This is a genomic window from Labrenzia sp. 5N (genome assembly GCF_012395805.1).
Classification (GTDB): Bacteria; Pseudomonadota; Alphaproteobacteria; order Rhizobiales; family Stappiaceae; genus Roseibium; species Roseibium algicola.
Genome location: NZ_JAAZTM010000020.1, coordinates 1,280,139 through 1,301,825, shown reverse-complemented (window position 1 = coordinate 1,301,825; position 21,687 = coordinate 1,280,139). Strand labels below are relative to the sequence as shown.

Here is a 21,687-nt window from a genome sequence, read left to right as displayed (position 1 = left end):
GCCGGACTGTTGGATCAGGAGCTTCGCGACGAGCGAAACCGGCGCTGGGACGAGCCATTCGGCAAGGAACCGCTGGACCGGGAGACGGTGGACCGTGTCCTGGCCCTGCCGGCGTTTGCCGACGTCAATCCGGCCGACTTTCCCTCGTGGCTGCCGGTTGCAAGCGTCATTGCGAATGATGGCCGGATCAGGACCTTTCAAAAGGGCGAAACTGTCCTGCGCAAGGGTGACTATGGAAGTTCGCTGTTCATCATTCTGTCCGGATCCGTGTTCGGCCTGACTGCGTCTGCGCCGACTGCCGGCTCGGGCCGCAAGCAACAGAAATCCTGGCGCAGGTCGCTTGCGCAACTGTTCGCGCGCAAGCGTCCGCCAGAGTACCGCCCTGCGCGGCGGCGGTCTCGCAGACCTTCGTCCGCGGCCGCTTCAATCAGTGAAGGCACACGAGCAAATGCGGTGGAAGCTGCCTTGCGTGTCGACGCGGACGAGCTGATCGCGAAGCATGAGACTTTCCTGCTGGAAGCCCCGCAGATGTTCGGCGAGCTGGCCGCCCTGACCCGAAGCCCAAGGCGCGCGACCATCTATGCCCTTGAGGACGACACTGTCCTGTTCGAGCTGCGCTGGCAGGGGCTGCGCGAAATTCGAGACTGGTCGGATGGCTTCCGCAAGCAGATCGACCAGCTTTACCATGAACGCGGTTTGCTGACCCGTTTGCAGGAATGCCCGGTCTTTGCCCATGTCGATAGCACAGCGCTGGCGGAAATCGCAGAAGAGGCCCTGTTCGAAACCTATGGCAATTTCAACTGGACCCACCGATTCAAGACTGAAATTTCCAAGGAAGACGGTGCGCAGCACATCATCCAGCACGAGCCGGTGATTTGTGAACAGGGCAGTCACGTCGACGGTTTGTTGCTGATCAACAGTGGCTTTGCCCGGGTCAGCGAACGGATCGATCACGGCGACAGGACCATTGGCCATCTGTCGAAAAACGACGTTTTCGGACTGGATGCGATTGCGGCGTTTGCGCGGGACAAGGTTTCTCCGGTTCTGGATACGAGCCTGCGCGCCATCGGCTATGTCGACGTCATCCGCATTCCGACGCATCTGGTCCAGAAACATGTATTGCCGGGGCTCGATCCTTCCTTCCTGCGGCAGGGCAGGCCGGATGATCGTGACGGCACGCGCGGGGAACTACGCCAGGGCATGATGGACTTCCTCGTCGATCACCGTTTCATCAACGGTGAGGAAGCCATGCTGATCAACCTGGAGCGCTGTGTCGGCTGTGACGATTGCGTGCGCGCCTGCGCGACCGCCCATGACAACAACCCCCGCTTCGTTCGGCAGGGGAGCCGGTTCGAGAACGCGATGATCGCGAGCGCCTGCATGCATTGCACCGATCCGGTTTGCCTGATCGGCTGCCCAACTGGCGCCATTCACAGGGCCGAGGACAGCGGGACTGTCGTCATTGACGACAACACCTGCATCGGCTGTGCGACCTGCGCCAATTCCTGTCCGTACAGCAATATCCGGATGGTCGAGATCCGTGACGAGAACGGGCAGTTCGTGACGGATCGCGAAGGGCAGCCCATCAGCCGGGCGACCAAATGCGATCTGTGCGCCGATCAGCTGACGGGCCCAGCCTGTGTCCAGTCCTGTCCGCATGACGCGCTTGCGCGCGTCAACATGCGCGACACCGAAAGACTGCTGGAGTGGCTGAAATGAGCTGGCTCCTCAATCGCAACATCCTGTTGAAGCTTGGTGCGGCCGCTGTTTTGCTCGCGGTTTTCATGACCGTAAACCAGGCTTACCGGATCTCGTTGCGCGACAGCCAGTTCCTCAACGGTTGGGTTCTGGTGGCGGTCATGGCCGGCATGCTGCTGCTGACGTTTCGCAAGCAGTTGAGCACGTTGCCGCTCGGGCGCGTGCGCCACTGGTTGCAGGTGCATTATTACCTCGGGTTCCTGACCATCGGCGTCTTTCTGGTGCATACGCATCTGCGGTTTCCGAATGCGCCGCTGGAATGGCTCTTGTGGATCCTGTTCGTGCTGGTTTCGGCAAGCGGCTGTGTCGGCGGTTTTCTGGCCCGGATCGTTCCCGTGCGCCTGGAAGGCAGAGGTGACCGGGTCCTGTTCGAGCGCATTCCCGTGTTGCGCGCGCAAATCGCGGACGAGGCGGAAACTCTGGCGCTAGCCTCGTTGGAAGACGGCAGTTCCGTCAGCCTTGCCAATGTCTACCAGCGGGAGCTCGGCCGGTTCTTTGCGCGGCCGCGGTATGTATTCGCGCATCTGCGCCAGTCGAACCTGCCGATTTCGCGGATCATGGGCGAGTTGCAATCGATCGAGCGGTATCTGGACGGCAAGGGCAAGGAGCGTCTGGAACGGATGCGCCAGCTGGTGCGCGCCAAGAACGACCTTGATTTCCAGTATGCCAACGGCGGATTGCTGAAACTCTGGCTGTTTGTGCATGTACCGCCAACTTATGCCCTGATCCTGGCAATCCTGGCGCATGTCGTTGTTGCCTATGCCTTTTCGAGCGGAATTGCCTGACCATGAGCCTGTTACGCAGAATTGGTGTTCAGGAACGCCGCTATGAACGGCCGCAGGACGACTGGGTCTGCGGACATCTTGCCGACGGGTGTCCGTGTCGTCTGGGACCGGACCGGAAAGGAAACTGCAGGGCGGGGCCTGCCTGCCAGCCTGTACAGGACGGTGACCGCTGGATTTGCCGGCGCTCGAGCCAGGAAGGCGGACCTTGCGAAGATGGTCCGCTGCCGGACGGAAGTTGCTGTCTGAACCAGGAACCCTGCGTTCCGAAGCCGAGCCTGCGCAAGCGCAGGCGGCGGGCAGCAGTCTGGCTCACTGCGCTGACTGCCGGGCTCGTGGCGATCATTCTTTCCGGCGGGGTGGCAAAGAACTATCTGATGCCGGGCCGGCTTGCAGCCCAGCACGCCAACCTGACAGATTGCCAGTCGTGCCACGCCGACGCACGTCCGCAAGGCCTTGGCTGGCTTCATGGCCTTGCCGCGACAGCTGCAGGACCGAAACAGACAGCAGCGCTTTGCACCACCTGTCACGACGTTGGTTCGCAGCCTTTCACGGCACATACAACGCCGGTTGAACAGCTCCGGCAGATGACACTTGCCCGCACGGCGGAAGTCGGCACCGGGCGTGATCAGAGCTGGACAAACCGGATCAAGTTCTCATTGCCGATGGCAGGGAAGACGCAAGGTAGCGCGGATGCCGGGTCGCAGAACATCTATTGTGCCACCTGTCACCAGGAGCACCAGGGAAGCCTGGGCAACCTGACCGAAGTTTCCAATGACAGGTGCCAGACCTGCCATGTCGAGAAGTTCGGGCGTTTCGAGGACAGTCATCCGCAATTCGCAGGCTATCCCTTTTACCAGCGCACCAGCATCATCTTTGACCACAAGTCGCATTTCGGAAAGCACTTCCCGGATACCGCCGAGAAGCCCGATGGTGCCGGCAAGGTTCCGGCCATGTGCGAGACCTGCCATGAGGCGGGGAACGACGGCCGCTACATGGCAGTTCGAGATTTCGAAGGCATGTGCGCGACCTGTCACAGTGGCGACATTCTCGGTCAGACCATCGTGAGCGGACCGAAGGGCACGAATTTCCTCTCTGTTCCGGGCCTGGATGTCGAAACGCTTGCGGAACGGGGGATCGACGTCGGGTCCTGGCCGGAAGGGTCCGAGGCAGGAATTACTCCCTTCATGCGAGCGCTTCTGGCGCTGGTGCTGGACGGCCGGGATATCGTGGGAGAAGTGTCGGACCTGGATCTTCTGGATCTGCGAGAGGCTGATGAGGACGCTCTGGCAAGGGTCCAAACGCTGGCCTGGGCGGTGAAGCAGTTGCTCGCGAATATCGAGCGTGATGGCCTTCCTGCCGCCATGGGCGCCGGGGCAGCGGACAGCGAAACCATGACGGACCACAGGCAAATGGCGCTGATGGTCGGTGTGATGCCACACGACGTGATCGCCGCCGCCAACCGGGAATGGTTGCCGGATCTCGCCCAGGACCTTGCCCGCCGCGCCGACGGAACGCCAACCCGCGCGTTCGAGGAAGCCCGGCAGGAGGTTGAAGAGAACGAAGCAGTACAAGCCGAAGAGGCCGCGCCGGACACCCTTTCCGGGGTGGACGACAGCGATATTCTTGCCGGGACAGACGAAGCCGCCAGCGAAGGCCATGGTACCGATAGCCTCATCCTTGGCGGCGGAACGGATGATGGCGCAGAGCTGGCTTCCGAGGACCTGTTGCTGGCGCCTGCAGGAGCCGATGACGCATTGGCAGGCAAGACAGATACCGACGATGACATTCTTGCAGACGAAGGCTCGTTGGTTGAAGACGGTCTTGCCATAGCGGATGACGCAGGCGCCGACGAGTCGGACGGCTTGGACATCCTGGCGGAGGACGACGCTTCGAGCAGTTCCGATGGGGACGCTCTTCTCGGCCAGCCTGCGGGCGGAGAGGAAATACTTGCCGGTGACGATATTCTTGCCGGTGAGGACATCCTTGCGGCAGACGAAGGCGGAACGGGCCTGTTGAGCGACGCGGCCGAACCTGTCGACACATCGACTGCAACTGACGCCCCCTCTGCGCAAACCCGGGAGCAGCCGTTTGATCCGGAAAACTGGGCTCTTTACGGCGGCTGGTACCGGCAGGACCATACGATCCGGTATCGTCCGACGGGACATGAAGACCCCTTCCTGAAAACATGGCTCGATTATTCGAGCCATGCGGTAACGGATCAGGAAAAGGCCCTGCGGGATCCCGTATTTGCCTCGCTCAGTGACCCGGGCGCGGTGGGACGCTGTACCAAGTGCCACAGCGTCGACACGGCTGGCGTTGAAAAGGCCGTGCGCTGGCACCCCTTCGATCCCGCACAGGTGACGACACGTTTCACGCGCTTTTCTCACGACCCGCACATCAGCGCAGTCGGAACGGAAGGATGCGTGACGTGCCACGCGCTCACCACGGGGGCGGACACCTATCTGAAGAGCTACGAGCAAGGTGACCCTGCCATCCACGCACCGAACTTCACCCCTATCGACAAGGCCACTTGCGCGACCTGCCACACGGAACGTGCGGCTGGAGAAGAATGCACGCTTTGCCACCAGTATCACACGGGTGGGTTCAGCCTGCCGCTGGTCAGAACCGAGGTGCCTAAGGAATAGCAGTTCGCAAGAGTGCTCCGCAGGCAATCGTCAAGTCGCAGGTGTCAGTCGAAAGCGATGGCGTATTTGCCGCGCCCCAGGCCGGCGTCGAGTGAGACGGACTTCAGGTAGTCTTCTTTGGCCTGGTCACGTTGGCCCAGTCGCAGCCTCAGGTTCGCACGGCTGTAATAGGCCTTGGCAAATCCGTCGCTGTGGGCGATCGCAGAGTTGAAGTCGTCTTCCGCCTTGTTCAGATGACCGGCGGCAAGATGAGCTTTGCCGCGATTGTAAAGGGCAAGGGGGTGGTTGGCGACAAGCTTCAGGACCACGTCGTAATCGGCAATCGCCGCGGTATAATTTTCAAGTTGAGCCTGGGCGAAACCACGGTTGAAACGCGCAGCGGCGTAATTGGTATTGATCGCCAGGGCTTTGTCGTAGTCGGCTATCGCTTCCCGGTATTGGTCAAGCTTGCGCTTGGCGTATCCACGGTTGTTGTAGGCTGCGGCATATCCGGGCCGCATCTTCAGAGCGACATCATAATTGGCTATGGCTGCGCCATAATCACCCATCATGCGGTAGACCAGCCCTCTGTTGTTGTAGGCTTCCGGAAACTCGGGGCGAAGCCGGATGGCAACAGTGTAGCGAAGCAGCGCGGCTGAATAATCTTTCGACTTCGCCAGTGCCAGTCCCCGGTTGTAGTAGGTATTGGCAAGTCGGCGTTGCAATGGCGCCTCGATCAGGCGGAAGTCCTGACAAGCCGTCTGAAAATCCTGCGTCTGGTCCAGGGTAAAGTCCACGTCCGGCCCTTTGCCCTGTTTCCAGTCCGATGCCTTGTGCCCGGTGATTGAATAAACGTAATTGCGTGTTTCATCAGGAAGGCGCCCGCGCCCACGGCGCCAGTTGTCGACACGGTCTTCCCCCGCATTATAGGCCGCGGCCGCCAGCCCAAGGTTGCCGTAACCTTTAAAAAGATATCCCAGCAAGCGGGAAGAAGCTTCAATGGCTTCCACTGGCTCGAATGAGTTTTCAAGGCCCCAGTTAGCGGCCGTGTAAGGCATGAACTGGGCAATGCCTTCCGCACCGGCCGGGCTGATGGCGTTGGGGTCGAAACGGCTTTCCTTCCAGATCAACTTGGCGAAGAAACCCGGTGGCAGGCCCTGTTTATTTGCCGCCGCCTCGATGGTGCTGCACATCTGCTGCAGGAAGGCAGCCTCGTCCCGGACCGTGTAAAACGGTCCATGTTCCTTGCGTACTGTCTCGGCTGCCGCCCGGGCGGCAAGAACAGGTGCCATGATGACCGTTTCCGCAGGCTCCGCTGCGTAGGAAGACCCGAAACCGGAAAGGCACGCCGTGCCGGCAATCGCAAGGAGGAGAAACTGTCGAAGTGCCTTGGTCAACGCAGGTCCGTCAATCGGGTGAAAGGCGCACGTCATGTGCGGCGGCAATCATAGCTTCCCCGGCACGCCAGCTCAATGTCTGCACTGAAGGCTGCAAACTTGTCGAAAGCCTGTGTCAGGCAGGGGCTGACAACAGGTTCTGCGCAAGTGCCGGAAGGTCCTTGAAGCTCGAAAAGGACACAGCATGTGGAATCTCGGAAATGGGACGTTTGCGGTAGCCTTCGGTGAACAGTGCAAAGGGCATGCCCGCATTGACAGCCGTTTCGGCATCGACCTCGCTGTCGCCGACATAAACGACCGGACCGCCGCCGAGGGACGATTGCAGGTAATGCAGCCCGGCCGGGTCCGGTTTGCGCTCCGTCAGGCTGTCCCCGCCAACCAGGCCCTGGAAGTAACGGGACAAACCCAGGTCCTCGATAATCTTCTCAGCGGGCCGCTGCGGTTTGTTGGTGCAGATCGCCAACGCGTGTCCAGACTGCAGCAAGTGGTTGAGCGTGGCTTCGACGTCAGGGTAGGGGGCCGTCAGATCGGTCGCATGTGCCTGGTAATCCTCCAGGAAGCTCGAAATGAGACGTGTGCGGTCTCTCGTCTGCAGGCCGGTGGCATCGATGATACGGTCAACCAGCGTCGGAATACCGTTGCCGATGAAGGAGCGGATGGTTTCAAGCGGCAGCGCCGACAGACCTTCGCCTTCCAGAAGGCGGCATGCCGCTGCATGAAGATCCTGGGCGCTGTCGATCAGCGTGCCATCGAGGTCGAAAATCAGAATCGGATTCATGCAGCCTTCCATTTGATGGAGCATCCCATGGACGGGATCTGGTCTTCCGGTCCCTTGCCCGTTTCTGCAACCTGTCGCATCGCTTCGAACAGATCACGCCGAAGGTCTGCTGGTCCCGTCTCCCTGCGGGAGGCATCAAGTCGCCCACGGTACTGAAGTTCCAGCGCTGAATTGAAGCCGAAGAAATCCGGTGTGCAGACCGCATCATAGGAGCGGGCGACAGACTGGTTTTCGTCAAAGAGGTAAGGGAAAGGGAAGTTTTCCCGCTGTGCAAGTTCTGTCATTTTCTCAAAACTGTCTTCGGGATAGCTCTCGACGTCATTGGCACTGATTGCAGCAACGCCGATGCCAATCGCCTGCAGGTCACGGGCATCGCGCAGGATCCTGTCACGGACGGCAACCACATAGGGACAATGGTTGCAGATGAACATGATCAGCGTGCCCTTGGGGCCGGCAATGTCTGACAGCTTGTAGGTCTTGCCGTCGGTCGCGGGCAATTCGAAATCGGGTGCTTTCCAGCCAAAATCGCAAACAGGCGGAATGGCGGCCATTGTGTCGTCTCCCCTTGGAATGATGCGCTTTGTCAAAAGGATAGAGTAGGTCACCCCATGGAAGAAATGAAGTGACCGGACGGAGGAAATTCGCCAACAGCAAATGGCCGGAGCGCCAGCATCCGGCAAGATGGCAAGCGGTGAAAGAGATAATCAACGACCGGTAAAGCGCACTGGCTCGACCCCAGGCAAACGAAGACGCATTCCACGGGCCGACCGGATTTGTGGCATCGGCCCGGCAATCCGGACCGGTGCCGGGCTGTTGTTTCAGAGCCAGACCTGTTTCGGATCAGGCAGCGGAATTGCGTCGAGCAGAGTGCGTGTGTAGTCCGCTTTCGGATTGGCGAAGAGTTCGGCCGTTTCGGAGTTTTCGACAATCTCGCCCTTGTAGAGCACCAGGATGCGGGTACACAGCCGCCGGATCACTGAGAGATCATGACTGATGAAGGCCAGGGTGAGACCGAGGTCCTTGACGAGGCTCTCAAGCAGGTTGAGCACCTGGGCCTGGGAGGACACATCGAGCCCGGACACGATCTCGTCGGCCAGGATAAAGTCGGGTTTCAGGGCGATTGCCCTTGCTATCCCGACGCGCTGGCGTTGACCGCCGGACAACTCGTGTGGATAGCGCGTCGCGAAATGCCGGGGCAGGCCAACCATGTCGAGTGCTTCGTCGACCCGGCCCTTGATGTTGTCGAGTCCCTGAAGGCGAAGTGGTCCGGCAATGATACCGCCGACACGCCGGCGAGGATTGAGTGAAGACATCGGGTCCTGAAAGATCATCTGGAAGCGCCTGCGCAAGGGCCGCAGGCTGTCCTCATGAAGATGGGTGATGTCAGTGCCTTCAAACCGGATCGCGCCACTGTCCGGTTCGATCAGGCGGATCAGTGCCCTGCCGAGCGTGGATTTGCCTGATCCGGACCCTCCGACGATGCCGAGGACTTCGCCCTTGGGAATATCGAAGGATAGGCCTTTCAGAACGTCGATCCGCGGTGCCGCGCCAAGAAGCGGTTTGCGGGACATGTCCGGAAAGGAGACGTGCAGGTCTTTCAGCTCGTAGATGATATCGCTCATGGCCGGGCTCCTGCGTTCAATTGTGCGTCGAAGGCAGCCACTTCAGCTTCCACCGCTTGCGTCACGCCTTCCGGTACAGGTGTCAGTGAGCCTTGCGGGTCTGTGTATTTCGGCGTTGCCGCGAGCAGGGCCTTCGAATAGGCGTGCGAAGGCGCGGCAAAGAACTTCTCGACGGAGGTTTCTTCAATCACCTTGCCCGCATAGAGCACTGTCAGCGACTGGGCTATCTTCGAGACGACACCCAGATCGTGGGTGACGAACAGCAGAGCAGTGCCGTGGCGCTGCTGCATTTCGCGGATCAGCTTGAGGATCTGCTTTTGAACGGTCACGTCGAGCGCTGTCGTCGGCTCGTCGGCGATGATCAGCTTCGGTTCGGCGGCAAAGGCGGACGCAATCAGGATACGCTGGCGCATGCCGCCGGACAGTTCGTGCGGATAGGCCTTCATCACCCGTTCCGGTGACTGGATGTGGACCTCTTCCAACAGCTCCAACGCCCGTTTCTCGGCATCCGGGCGTTTCCAGCCTAGAATATCCACCAGCCTGTCCGTGATCTGCGGCCCGACACGGCGGGATGGATTGAGCGCGGTGAGCGGGTCCTGCGGTATCAGGGCCGCGCGGGCGCCAATCCGCTGGCGTCTTGCCTTTTGGGAAAGCGTCTGCAGGTCTTCCCCGTCTAGCAGGATCTTGCCCCCGGTCAACCTTGCGGCCTTCGGCAGTATGCCGAGAACAGCCTTGCCGATCATGCTCTTGCCTGCGCCACTTTCCCCGACAAGTGCACGCACCTCACCAGGCTCCACATCAAGCGAGACATGCCGGAGCAGCGGCATGCCGTTCTTCAACTGGACCGTCAGGTCCTGAATGGACAGAAAGCTCATCGCAGCACCGGATCGAAATGGTCCTTCAGGCCTTCGCCGAGCTGGGAAAAGCTCAGCACCGTCAGGAAAAGCGCGAACAAGGGAAACACCAGCACCCACCAGGCCTGATAGATGGAGGTACGGCCTTCGGCAATCATGCCGCCCCATGTCGGCTGGTCCGTGGAAATGGACAGGTTCACGAAGGACAGGATCGCCTCGACGATCACCGCGATACCCATTTCCAGCGTCAAGAGGGCGACGATGGTCGGCAGGACGTTCGGCAGGATCTCGGTCAGGGCGGTGCCGAAACGGGTGCGGCCGGCAACCTGCGCCGACGCCACATAGTCCATCGCTCCCTGGCTCATCGCTTCAGCCCGGACAACACGCGCAAAGCGGGTCCAGTCAATGACGACAATGGCAATGATGACGGACATCAGTCCGGTTCCCAGAACCGCAATCAGCAGGATTGCAAAGAGAACCGGAGGGAAGGCCATCCAGATGTCGATGAAGCGCGAGATCACCAGATCCGCCCAGCCCCGGTAGTACCCTGCGATCAGGCCAAGCGTTGCCCCGATAAGACAGGTAAGCGTCCCGGCAACCAGCGCCACGATCAGCGCAAGTCTTGCGCCATAGAGCATGCGGCTGAGCACGTCGCGGCCGAGGCTGTCGGTTCCCAGCAAATAGGCCGGGTCGGCGCCTTGTTCGAAGAAGGGTGGCAGACGTCCGGCGAAAAGATCCTGTGCCAGCGGGTCATGCGGGCTGATCAGGGGGGCGAAGACGGCTGCCAGCACCAGGAAGGTGAGCCAGCCGCCACTGAGCCAGAGCCTGATGCCAGGCAGGCGACGGATATGTCCTCTGGCGTCACGCATGGCGCAGCCTCGGGTTCAGGGCGGCATAGGCCATGTCCACCACCAGATTGACCATCGTGAAGAGCAGGGCGAAAATCAGGACGATGCCCTGGATCAATGGCAGGTCTCGGTTGATCACCGCGTCGATCGCCATGTTGCCGAGACCTTCGTAGGAAAACAGGCGTTCGATGATAACCGTACCGCCGATGAGGAAGGTGAACTGCACGCCGATAAGCGTCAGCGTGGGAAGGATCGCGTTCGGCAAGGCATCACGCAGGATGATCGAGCTTTCCGAATAGCCCTTTGTGCGGGCCAGGGTGATGTAGTCGTCGTGCATGCATTCCTTCAGGGATTGCTTGAGGAGCTGCAGGATAATGGCCGCCAGCGGGATTGCCAGTGCGAGCGCCGGCATGAGCATGTGCCCCATGAGATCCAGCACCACGTCGAACCGGAACCGGGCGAGCGCTTCGAAGAGATAGAAGTTGGAACTGAACTCGAACCCGAGCGAAGGCGATATCCGGCCGGAAATGTGAAACAGCGGCCACAGCACGCCGAACAGCAGGATCAGCGCCAGGCCCCAAAGGAAATCCGGCAGGGACAGCGCGATGCCGCCGGCAACGTCGATCCCGCCTTCCACCTTGGAACCGCGGTAGAGCGTTGCAGTAAGAGCGGCAGCGCCTCCGATGATGACGGCGATCAGCAAGGCCATGACCGAGAGTTCCAGCGTGGCCGGCAAACGGCCGATCACCAGGTCGTAGACCGGCTGGCGCAGGGTGATGGACGTGCCGAAATCACCCTGGATCACGTTGGAGATCCAGATCACGAACTGTTCGAAGATGCTCTTGTCGAGCCCGTAAAGCGCTTTCAGCCGGTCAATGTCGGCATCTGTCGCCCCGGGCGGCAGCATCATGGCGATGGGGTTGCCAGGAACGACCCGGATGACCACGAACACGATGATCGCGGCCCCAAGCAGGGTGATAAGCGTTGTGATGAGGCGCGTCAGCAGCGCGCGCACGATTTGCATGACGGTATTTGGCCCAAAAATCGGAAAAAGTCGCCGCAACACCCCGGGAGCAAGCTTTAGAGAGTGTTGCGGCGAAGGCGGGTTCGAAAATTCCGGATTTTTAGGAACGCGTCATCAACGCAGGCAGCAGCGCGCCGGAAGCGTGCGGCGTGACCTTGACCTTGTCGCTGTGCAGGATCGGCTGGACGTACTGCAGGAGCGGAATGACCAGGGCATTTTCTGCAATGTGGCGATCGACTTCCTTCCAGCCTTCGATGCGCTTGTCCTCGTCAGCCTCACCCCAAAGCGGCAGGATCTTCTGCATTAGCTCTTCGCCATCCCAGACGGAGTGAGGCGAGGGGCCGAACATGGCAAAGCCGGTCGAGGTGGTCGGGTCGCCAATGGCATTGCCCCAGTTGTAGAAGGCTGCCGGGGCCAGCGTATCGGCCGCGCGCAATTCGTAATGCTTGGCGATTTCGTAGACTTCGATTTCCGCTTCGATGCCGATCTTGCGCCACAAGCCTACGATGGCCTGAATGATCTCGTAATCCTTCGGCTTGAAGCCGCGGGTGGTCTGGATCTTGAACTTGACCGGATTGTCCGGACCGAAGCCGGATGCCGCCAGCAGTTCCTTTGCCTTGTCCGGGTCGTAGGGAACGGTGATGGAGGCATCATAAGCGGAATAGTCGGGTGTCTGCAGCGTGTCGATGGGCACGCCGTATCCCGACAGGAGACGTTCGATGATGGTCTTCTTGTCGATGGAATAGGCCATCGCCTTGCGCACGTTTTCGTCCAGCATCGGATCGACATCGTTGATGAAGATCATGCCGATGTCGGAGATCGGGGCTGCGGTGCCGACGATGCCGTCGTTTTCCTTCAGCCGGTCGAATTCCTCGTAAGGCATTTCCAGCGTGACATGCGCATTGCCCGACATCACCTCAAAGGTTCGGCTGGACGCATCGGTGACGAACTTGATCGTGACCGTCTTGAATTCTGGTGCGCCGCCCCAGTAGTTCTCGTTGGCTTTCAGCCGGACGAAGGCGTTGCGCTCGAACTTGTCGACCATGTAAGGCCCGGTGCCGATCGGCTTGGCCTCGAAGCCGTCTGCGCCGACTTCCTCATAGTATTTCTTCGGCATCACATAGCCGGTCAGGAAGCTCATCCACTTGAAGATGGTGGGCTCGTACTCCTTGACGTCGGCGGTGATCTTGTTGCCGTCGATCTGGAAGTTGCCAACCTTGCCCCAGATGAACTGGATCGGATTGCCCGTGTCCGGATTGCCGGCGCGTTCCAGCGACCAGACGATGTCTTCCGGTGTCAGCGGATCGCCGTTGTGCCAGGTGACGCCTTCGCGCACATCCATCCAGATCTTCGACTTGTCGTCGTTCCAGCCCCAGCCGGTGATGATGCCCGGCGCAAAGCTGAGGTCCGTGTTCTGATGAATGAACATGTCGAACACGGACTGGTAGATGCCCTGGATGGTCGGGTTGACCGCGGACGGGCCGACTGTCGGATCCCAGCTCGGCAGGTTGACGTTATAGGCGATCACCAGCTCTTCGATATCGCTGGCGAATGCTACCGGTGTTCCGACGGCTGTCAGCAATCCGCTGGCGGCCGCACTTTTAAGCAGTGTGCGTCTTGAAACTCTCATGGTTACTGTTCCCCATTTTACCTCTGGTGCCGGTGCGTTTGTTTTTGTCGCTATCCGGCAAGTTTTTGTGCAAGCAGATATCCGGGCCCTGCGCCGGTTCCCGCACCGGGCCAGACGGCCGCGCCGGTGTGGTAAAGGTTTCCAACCGGCGTCGTTCCGTCGGCAAAGCCGCGTACGGGCCTGAACATGAAATGCTGGGTCAGATGATGGCTTCCGCAGACCTGGTCTCCTCCGACCAGGTTGGGATTGTCCGCCTCCAGCAGGGCGGGCGATACGATATGGCGGCCGAGGATCTTGGCCCTCGTGCCGGGGGCATAACGTTCCAGAATATCGAGTGCGCGTTCGGCGAATGGCTCCGCCGCTTCGGTCCAGTCGGTGGCCGCAATCTTGCCGGCGGCATCACCCTTGATGGTGCCGGGTGCCATGCGGACCTGAAGCCAGAGAACATGCTTGCCCTCCGGTGCCCGGCTCGGGTCGACGACGGTTGGCTGACCGCAGACAATCACCGGTTCTTCCGGCAGAAGGCCGGCCTGGGCCTGTGCATAGGTTCGTGCCATCTGATCGAGGTCCGGAGCCATGTGCACATAGGCGAATTTTTTCAGCTCTTCGCCTGCGGTCCAGTCGGGCAGGGCGTCCATGGCAAGATGAATCATCATCGTGCCCGGCGCATGTGCTGATTTCTTCAGGCCGAGGTCATACCGCGCGTTGCCGGTTTCGCCCGCAAGTTTCAGCAAGGCGGATGGGGCGACGTTGGCGATCACCGCCTTACGGGCCATGATCTGCCGACCGTCCTTGAGCTCGATACCGCGTGCCTGTCCATTCTCGACGATCACGCGCGTGACTTCTGCATTGCAGGTCACCGATCCGCCCGAAGCCTTGATCTGCGAAACCATGGCCTTGACGATCGTATCCGCTCCGCCCTGACCCAGAACCATGCCGAAGGCCTGATTGACCATGCCTTCCAGGTAGGGGAACAGCGCGCCGCCTGAAATGTCGGGTGCAAAATCCAGATGCATCCCCCAGGCCGCAAGAAGGGCACGCACCTTCGGCGATGTGAAGGTTGTGTTCAGCCAGTCGCGCGGCGAGGATAGCAGAAAGCGGGCAAGGTCCAGCACACCGTCCGAACCGCTTTTTCGCCACTCCTTGAACAATATATATGCAAATGCACGTTTTTTTGCCGGACTGCCCAGAAGCGCGAACAATGTCTCTGCGCGTCCCGGGAATTCCGATGTCAGCGCCCGCCAGACACGTGCGTCTTCCGGGCAGATCTTTTCGATTCGCGAAGCCGTCGTTTCCAGGTCATTGCTGACGCCAAGCCAGGTGCCGTCCGGAAAAACGGAAGAGAAACAATTGGATGCTGGCGCGAAAGCCAGCCCGTGGCTGCCCAGTTCCTCGGAGTATTGCTTGAAGAAGGCGGAACCTGCAAACAGGGAAAGGTTCATGGCCGCCCAGTCGTGGCGGTAGCTGGGTAGCGTGTACTCGCCCGATTTGACCGCCCCGCCAGGTTCCCCCGCGCGCTCGAAGACACCGACCTTCCAGCCTTGAGCTGCAAGATGAACAGCGCAGGCAAGGCTGTTATGCCCGCTGCCGATAATGACGCCGTCCAACACCTCGGTCACGATCAATCCCCTCCGTCGTTCGCAGAAGATAATTGCAAATACAAATAAATCTGTCTAGCATTGAATTGTGATAACGAGCCGACAGGCCACAGAGGTACAGAGGGAACGATTATGTCTGCAGAGAGCGCGCTCAGCGGGCTTGGAGCTAAACTCCTGTCCGGAGAAGTGGAAGTGGTGGATTGCACGGGCGTTCTGGGTCCGAATACGCCGATCCTGCAACTTCCGCCTGATTTTGCAAAGAATACGCCGAAGGTCGAGATCCACAAGATCAGTGAATATGACGCTGACGGTCCTTTCTTCGCCTGGAACTGGATGGTTCTGGGGGAGCATTCCGGCACGCATTTCGATGCGCCACATCACTGGATTACCGGGAAGGACTACAGCGACGGCTTTACGGACACGCTGGATGTGCAGCGTCTGATTGCGCCGGTCAATGTGATCGACTGTTCCAAGGAAAGCGCTGCTGATCCTGATTTTCTGCTGACTGCGGATTTGATCAAGGCCTGGGAAGCCGAGCACGGCGAGATCGGTGCCGGTGAATGGGTTGTGATGCGCACCGACTGGGACAAGCGCGCCGGCGATGAAGCCGCCTTCCTCAATGCCGACGAAGCGGGCCCGCACAGCCCCGGACCGACACCGGATGCCATTGAATATCTGCTGTCGAAGAAGATCGTAGGCTGGGGCAGCCAGTGCATCGGCACTGATGCCGGTCAGGCCGGTGGCATGGAGCCGCCGTTCCCGGCACATAACCTGTTGCACAGGGACAATTGCTTCGGTTTGGCATCGCTTGCCAATCTCGACAAGCTGCCGGCGAAGGGGGCGATCCTGATTGCCGCTCCGCTGAAAATCGAACGCGGCACTGGTAGCCCCATCCGGGCACTGGCTCTGGTTCCGAAAGCCTGAGGCGTCTCGAAATGGCCGCTCCGCACGTAATCGTCGGCTCCGGTATAAATGCCCTCGTCGCGGCAGCAATGCTGTCGCGCAGAGGGGAGCCGGTTCTGCTTCTGGAACGCTCAGACGTCCTTGGCGGCTGTATGCGGACAGAGGAAATCACGCTGCCCGGATTCCGGCACGATGTGATGGCGGCCACCTTCGTTCTTTTCATAACCTCACCTGCCTATGCGGAGTTGGCGGAAGATCTTGGCCGGCATGGTCTTGAATTCTGCCACACGCCGCATCCGACCGCCGTTTTACGGCCGGGAGGGGAGGCGCTGAAGGTGACGATGGACCGCGCGGCCAACATTGCAGCCTTCGAGGCCCTCGCGGCAGGCGACGGCAAGCAGCATGCGGCCGACGTCGGCGGTATCGAAGCCGATGCGGAGTTTCTGTTTGCCTTGCTGGGGAGCCCGCTCTGGTCTGGCAAGATGGCGCGCCTGATGCTCGCCCAAGCCTGGAAACGTGGTCTTGGCGGATTAAAGGCGTGGCTCGGTGCCTGCCTGCAGCCGGCTCGCGGCTGGCTGGAAGGGAATTATCATAGCGAAACCCTGCAGGCACTTTGGGCGCCCTGGGTTCTGCACACCGGTTTGACGCCGGAAAGCACCTATTCGGGTCAGATGGGCCGGGTAATTGCATTTGCGCTCGAAGCTGCCGGGGCACCAGTGGCGAAGGGCGGCTCAGGCTCCGTGCCGGAGGCGTTCCGAAAATTGATTGAGGCCAAGGGTGGCAAGATCCGCACCGGTGTCGATGTCGAACGTGTCCTGGTGAAGGACGGCAAGGCGGTCGGCGTCGAAACGGCGAGCGGTGAGACCATCAAGGCGCGGTCGGTGATTGCCTCCGTCACGCCAACGCAGCTCTATCAGCGGCTTTTGAAACAGGAAGCACTCCCGGAAGCCACGCAGAAATACCGCTACGGCCGCGGCAATTTCCAGCTTCACTATGCTCTGGATGGTGACCCGGACTGGATCGTCGAAGGGCTTGAGGATGTTGCGCTGATCCACCTTGCGGACGGCATCGACAGTGTTTCCAAGTCCGCCAACGAGGCCGAGCGGGGCCTTCTGCCTGAAGTTCCCACGATATGTGTTGGCCAGCCGCATCGTCTGGACCCCTCAAGGGCGCCGGAAGGCAAGGGGGTGTTGTGGCTTCAGATCCCTGACGCTCCGCGCAGGATCAAGGGCGACGCCGCGGGCAAGATAGAGACCGGTCCGGAATGGACCGAAGCAACCCGGGAGGCCTTTGCAGACCGGCTTGAAGAAATCCTGAAGCGGCATATCCGCAACTTCGATCAGATCAAGCTTGCACGGCGGGCTTATTCGCCAGCGGATCTGAACGATATCAATATCAATCTGGTCGGTGGAGATCCCTACGGCGGGGCCTGCAGCATCGATCAGTTTTTCATCTGGCGCCCCTTTGCTCATTCCGTTAATAGCGCCACCCAAATCCGGAACCTGCACATGATCGGCGCTTCGACCCATCCGGGGCCGGGGCTCGGTGGCGGGTCCGGCTACAATCTGGCGAAATGGATGGGTGCATGAGCAACGAGGATCGGACGGACGTCATCACGGAAGAAGCACGTGTGCAGCGGCTTGGCGAAATTGGGCTGGAGAATTTCCCGCCCTATCTGATGAACCGTATCATGGGCCGCTACAACGCGGCGCTGCGTGACGAAATGGCCAATCTGGGCCTGACGACGCCGAAGATGCGTACGCTTGCCGTCTTGTCCGTGATCGACGGCCTGCTGATCCGGGAACTTGCCATTTATGCGGTCGTCGAAGTGTCGACGCTCAGCCGGGCGTTGGACGCACTTGAACGGGACGGGCTTGTCCGGCGCGTTGCAGACAAGGACGACAGCCGTGCCGTCCGCATTCATCTGACGCCCAAGGGGCGCGACACGCATGAGCAGCTCTGGCCGCATCTGGCTGGTGCATACCGGCAGATGTTCAAGGGCATCAGCGACGCGGACCAGCGGGCCTTCGTCGCCACGCTGCAGGCAATTTTGAAGAACGTGCGCAAGCACCCGATATGAGTTGATCGCGTAAGGAGGGGCCGATGGCCGAAAGGTCGTTCAAGGCTGAGGTAGAGCATCTTCGCAAGGGAACAGGAGACACCTTCACGGGTGAGGGTATTCTGGCCATCACCAAGGCACTCCTGGAAAACGGTGTCGGCTATGTCGGCGGCTATCAGGGGGCTCCGATCTCCCATCTGATGGATGTGCTGGCCGATGCGGAGGATCTTCTGGGCGAACTCGGCATCCGTTTCGAGGCCAATGCCTCGGAAGCTGCTGCCGCCGCCATGCTGGCAGCCTCCGTGCATTATCCCATTCGTGGTGCCGTCACCTTCAAGGGCTCTGTCGGCGTCAATGTCGCATCCGATGCACTCGCCAACCTGGCCTCGTCCGGCGTCAACGGCGGTGCGCTTGTCATCGTCGGCGAGGATTACGGCGAAGGCAGCTCCATCATGCAGGAGCGTTCCTACGCCTTTGCCATGAAATCCCAGTTCTGGCTGCTCGACCCGCGCCCGAACCTGGCATCCATCGTCAAATCCGTTGGCGACGGCTTTGCCCTGTCGGAAGCCAGCAATTCGCCGGTCATGCTGATGGTGCGCATCCGCTCCTGCCATGTCACTGGCCGGTTCGAAACCCGGGACAACGTTCCGCCGCCGCTGTCCGTGCGCGACGCGCTCTCCAGTCCGATGCGCGATTTCAAGCGCGTTGTCCTGCCGCCGATGTCCTATGCGCATGAGCATGACAAGATAGACAACCGCTGGCCTGCTGCTGAAAAGTTCATTCTGGAAAATCGTCTGAACGAGCATTTCGGCCCGGAAGAGGGCAAGGTCGGGATCGTCTGTCTCGGCGGCATCTACAACAGTGTCATCCGGGCGCTGCAACGCTTAGGACTTGCCGATATCAGCGGGAACACATCCATCCCGCTTCATGTGCTCAATGTCACCTATCCTCTGGTGAAATCCGAACTGCTTGAATTCTGCGCCGGCAAGGAAGCCGTGCTGATGGTCGAGGAAGGCCAGCCGGAGTTTATCGAGCAGCAGCTCGGGGCGATGCTCTACAAGGAAGGCCGGACAACGAAGCTGGAAGGCAAGGGTATTTTCCCGCGTGCGGGTGAATACACCGGCCAGATCATGCTCGACGGTCTGGACACCTTCGTTCGCCAGTACGCGCCCGAGCTTCTGCCGGGCAAGGTGCTGGCACCAAACGCGCCCAAGCCGGAACTGCCGGATCTTTCCAAGACCGTACCGATCCGTCCGCCGGGTTTTTGCACCGGGTGTCCGGAACGTCCGATCTTTGCCTCGTTGAAGATGGTGGAGCAGGAAGTCGGCCAGCATCAGATCACCGGTGATATCGGCTGCCATTTGTTTGCCTGCCTGCCGCCCTTCGAAATTGGCGGCTCCACCATGGGCTACGGCCTCGGGCCGGCCTCCAACGCGGCCTTTGACGGCGGCGGCGAGAGGCGTGCAATTTCGATCATCGGCGATGGCGGCTTCTGGCATAACGGCCTCAGCACTTCCATCGGCAACATGGTGTTCAACAAGTCCGACAGCGTCGCGATCATCGTCGACAACTATTATTCGGCGGCAACCGGCGGACAGGACATTCCCTCCAGCCGGGCGAAGAACAAGACCAAGTCGACAAACAACCCGATCACCAAGGCGTTGCAAGGAGCGGGGGTCAAGTGGATCCGGCAGATCGACCGGACCTATGATGTCACCCGGATGCGCGAAACCATTCGCGAGGCACTGACGACCGACTATGATGGTCCGAAGGTGATCGTCGCGTCCTCCGAATGCATGCTCAACCGCCAACGCCGGGAAAAGCCCCAGCGCAACAAGGCGATTGCAGGCGGCGAGCGGGTCGAGGTGCCGCGGTTCGGCGTCGATCAGGACGTCTGCACTGGCGATCACGCCTGCATCCGTCTGTCCGGGTGTCCGTCGCTTTCGCTGAAGAAACTCGATGACCCGCTGCGGGATGATCCGGTGGCACATATCGACCAGTCCTGCGTGGGCTGTGGCAACTGCGGCGAAGTCGCCGACGCCGCCATCCTGTGTCCGTCCTTCTATGAAGCGAAAGTGGTTCACAACCCGACAGGCTTTGAAGCCTGGTATGCGGGGCTTCGCACAAGGATCATTTCCTGGCTGCAGACACGGCGGGCCGGCTCCCGTCTGACCTTTACCGGGGAGGGCGTGTGATGTCGCTTTCATTGCCACTGGAAGCCAGACCGGCAGATCCGGCGCTCGAAGGGATCATCAAACTCGCCATTCTGGCCGTTGGCGGTCAGGGCGGTGGCGTTCTGATCAACTGGATCGAGGGCCTGGCCAGGTCACAAGGCTATCATTGCCAGGCAACGAGCGTGGCCGGTGTCGCCCAGAGAACCGGTGCGACCATCTACTATATGGAGATGGCGCCGGGCGATGTCGCGGCCCCCGTCTTTTCGCTCGCGCCATCTGCTGGCGATGTCGACATTATCATTGCCGCGGAAATGATGGAGGCCGGGCGTGCGATCATTCGCGGTTTCGTGACCCCCGATCGCACCACGCTGATCGCTTCGACCCACCGCATGCTTGCTGTCTCTGAAAAAACCGTGCCGGGCGACGGCATGGCGTCCTCGGAGGAGGTAAAAGCGGCAGCTGAACTGGCAGCACAGAAGCTTGTTCTGGCTGATATGGATACGGCTGCCCTGAAAGTCGGATCCGTGATTTCCGCTTCGCTTTTTGGCGCACTGGCTGGCTCCGGCGCTTTGCCCTTCGAACGGGCGGCTTTTGAAGAGGCCATTCGCGCTGGCGGCAAGGGCGTTGAGGCAAGCCTCAGGGCTTTCGCCGCAGGTTACGATCTGGCGAAAAATGGCGAAGAGCCGAAGGTTGAAGCCGCAAAATCGGCCAGGCAGGAAATTGTCAGACCGGCCGGGCCGGATATGGCGCAGAAGGCCTGGGCATCTCTGGAAGCAAAGGTCGCGGCTCTGCCGGAGCCTGTTCGCGAGATGGCACGGGCGGGGCTGCAGAAAGTCGTCGATTTCCAGGATACCGACTATGGGGCGGAGTATCTCGGCAGGCTGGAAAGTCTCGTCAGCCGGGATAGCGCGGAGAAGGATTACGAGCTCTCCCGCGAGGCTGCCAAGTACATCGCCAATGCGATGGCCTATGACGATGTCATTCGGGTTGCTGACCTGAAAACGCGGTCGCAGCGTTTCGACCGGATTGAAACGGAAATGCAGGTGAAGGACGGCAAGCTGATGCACCTGACCGACTATCTTCACCCGCGTGCGGAAGAAATTGTCGGCCTGTTGCCGGAAAAGATGGGCCGGAAGATGGAGAACGATCCAGTCTGGATGAACCGCATCGACCGCTGGTTCAATCGTGGTCGCCGCATCCGCACCGATAGCCTGCGCGGCTTTGCAATGCTCTATTTCCTCGGTGGTTTGCGCGGCTGGCGCCGCAAGACCTTGCGCCACCGGATGGAGCAGGATCATCTGGAAAGCTGGTTGAAGATGGTCTCCGGTTACCTGCCGGACCGTTATGCCATGGCCGTGGAAACCCTGCGCTGCCGCAGGCTTATCAAGGGCTATTCCGACACCCATGCACGAGGCCTGTCGAAATTCGACAAGGTGCTGGCCGGCGCAAGGATGGTGGAAAACCGGGACGATGGTCCTGATTGGGTTGCCCGCCTGCGCGAAGCTGCCCTCAAGGATGAAAAGGGCACGGATCTCGATGGGGCGCTGAAGACGGTTGAGAGCTTCGTTTGAGGAAAGGGTGTCCCGGAACTCAATGACGGGACATACCCCTCGATTATCCTCCTGGCGAGCAT

At 60.3% G+C, this 21,687-nt stretch carries 17 protein-coding genes; 8 read left to right on the top strand and 9 right to left on the bottom strand.

Going from position 1 to position 21,687, the window contains the following annotated elements:
* The first annotated feature begins 9 nt into the window (after positions 1-9).
* The 3 genes from HEP89_RS26385 to HEP89_RS26375 are packed head-to-tail and all read left to right on the top strand — an operon-like array spanning position 10 to position 5,188.
* Complete coding sequence (locus HEP89_RS26385; RefSeq protein WP_168693421.1) at positions 10-1,719, top strand: 4Fe-4S dicluster domain-containing protein; 1,710 nt, start codon at positions 10-12, stop codon at positions 1,717-1,719.
* Positions 1,716-2,543: a hypothetical protein gene (locus tag HEP89_RS26380; protein ID WP_168693420.1), complete on the top strand. Its 828-nt coding sequence runs from the start codon at positions 1,716-1,718 to the stop codon at positions 2,541-2,543. Before HEP89_RS26385 ends, HEP89_RS26380 begins: the two co-directional genes overlap by 4 nt.
* Before the next feature lie 2 nt (positions 2,544-2,545).
* Complete coding sequence (locus HEP89_RS26375; RefSeq protein WP_168693419.1) at positions 2,546-5,188, top strand: hypothetical protein; 2,643 nt, start codon at positions 2,546-2,548, stop codon at positions 5,186-5,188.
* A gap of 44 nt (positions 5,189-5,232) precedes the next feature.
* Here the strand turns inward: HEP89_RS26375 and HEP89_RS26370 are convergent, their stop codons facing one another.
* The 9 genes from HEP89_RS26370 to HEP89_RS26330 all read right to left on the bottom strand — a co-directional run bounded on the left by HEP89_RS26370 (position 5,233) and on the right by HEP89_RS26330 (position 14,930).
* Positions 5,233-6,564, bottom strand: a complete 1,332-nt coding sequence (locus HEP89_RS26370) for a tetratricopeptide repeat protein (RefSeq protein WP_168687880.1) — start codon at positions 6,562-6,564, stop codon at positions 5,233-5,235.
* Between the two features lie 115 nt (positions 6,565-6,679).
* Complete coding sequence (gph, locus tag HEP89_RS26365) at positions 6,680-7,342, bottom strand: phosphoglycolate phosphatase (RefSeq protein WP_168693418.1); 663 nt, start codon at positions 7,340-7,342, stop codon at positions 6,680-6,682.
* Positions 7,339-7,893 (bottom strand): thioredoxin family protein, encoded by a 555-nt coding sequence (locus tag HEP89_RS26360; RefSeq protein ID WP_168693417.1) that lies wholly within the window; start codon positions 7,891-7,893, stop codon positions 7,339-7,341. The genes gph and HEP89_RS26360 overlap by 4 nt, the downstream gene beginning before the upstream one ends.
* A 267-nt stretch (positions 7,894-8,160) precedes the next feature.
* Positions 8,161-8,964, bottom strand: coding sequence for an ATP-binding cassette domain-containing protein (locus HEP89_RS26355; RefSeq protein WP_022997715.1), 804 nt, complete (start codon positions 8,962-8,964; stop codon positions 8,161-8,163).
* Complete coding sequence (locus HEP89_RS26350) at positions 8,961-9,839, bottom strand: ABC transporter ATP-binding protein (RefSeq protein ID WP_168693416.1); 879 nt, start codon at positions 9,837-9,839, stop codon at positions 8,961-8,963. The genes HEP89_RS26355 and HEP89_RS26350 overlap by 4 nt, the downstream gene beginning before the upstream one ends.
* The gene (locus tag HEP89_RS26345) at positions 9,836-10,687 is read right to left on the bottom strand and encodes an ABC transporter permease (protein WP_062489309.1); all 852 of its coding nucleotides are present in this window, start codon (positions 10,685-10,687) and stop codon (positions 9,836-9,838) included. The genes HEP89_RS26350 and HEP89_RS26345 overlap by 4 nt, the downstream gene beginning before the upstream one ends.
* Positions 10,680-11,690 (bottom strand): ABC transporter permease, encoded by a 1,011-nt coding sequence (locus HEP89_RS26340; protein WP_022997712.1) that lies wholly within the window; start codon positions 11,688-11,690, stop codon positions 10,680-10,682. The genes HEP89_RS26345 and HEP89_RS26340 overlap by 8 nt, the downstream gene beginning before the upstream one ends.
* Positions 11,691-11,790: 100 nt before the next feature.
* Entirely contained in the window at positions 11,791-13,320 is a 1,530-nt protein-coding gene (locus tag HEP89_RS26335) for an ABC transporter substrate-binding protein (RefSeq protein WP_031268068.1), read from the bottom strand.
* Between the two features lie 50 nt (positions 13,321-13,370).
* Positions 13,371-14,930: an NAD(P)/FAD-dependent oxidoreductase gene (locus HEP89_RS26330; protein WP_168693532.1), complete on the bottom strand. Its 1,560-nt coding sequence runs from the start codon at positions 14,928-14,930 to the stop codon at positions 13,371-13,373.
* Positions 14,931-15,050: 120 nt separating this feature from the next.
* Here HEP89_RS26330 and HEP89_RS26325 point away from each other — a divergent pair, with 120 nt between their 5' ends.
* From HEP89_RS26325 to HEP89_RS26305, 5 genes are read left to right on the top strand one after another with little or no spacing between them, the layout of a single operon-like run.
* Entirely contained in the window at positions 15,051-15,842 is a 792-nt protein-coding gene (locus HEP89_RS26325) for a cyclase family protein (RefSeq protein ID WP_031268066.1), read from the top strand.
* 11 nt (positions 15,843-15,853) lie between these two features.
* Positions 15,854-17,410 (top strand): NAD(P)/FAD-dependent oxidoreductase, encoded by a 1,557-nt coding sequence (locus HEP89_RS26320; RefSeq protein WP_168693415.1) that lies wholly within the window; start codon positions 15,854-15,856, stop codon positions 17,408-17,410.
* Positions 17,407-17,901 carry a MarR family transcriptional regulator gene (locus HEP89_RS26315; RefSeq protein ID WP_022997707.1) on the top strand — a complete coding sequence of 165 codons (495 nt, stop codon included), beginning with the start codon at positions 17,407-17,409 and terminating at the stop codon, positions 17,899-17,901. Before HEP89_RS26320 ends, HEP89_RS26315 begins: the two co-directional genes overlap by 4 nt.
* Positions 17,902-17,924: 23 nt before the next feature.
* Positions 17,925-20,075, top strand: a complete 2,151-nt coding sequence (locus tag HEP89_RS26310; RefSeq protein WP_062489304.1) for an indolepyruvate ferredoxin oxidoreductase subunit alpha — start codon at positions 17,925-17,927, stop codon at positions 20,073-20,075.
* A complete protein-coding gene (locus HEP89_RS26305; RefSeq protein WP_168693414.1) occupies positions 20,075-21,625 on the top strand; it encodes an indolepyruvate oxidoreductase subunit beta family protein in 1,551 nt (516 codons plus the stop codon). The genes HEP89_RS26310 and HEP89_RS26305 overlap by 1 nt, the downstream gene beginning before the upstream one ends.
* Positions 21,626-21,687: the final 62 nt, after the last annotated feature.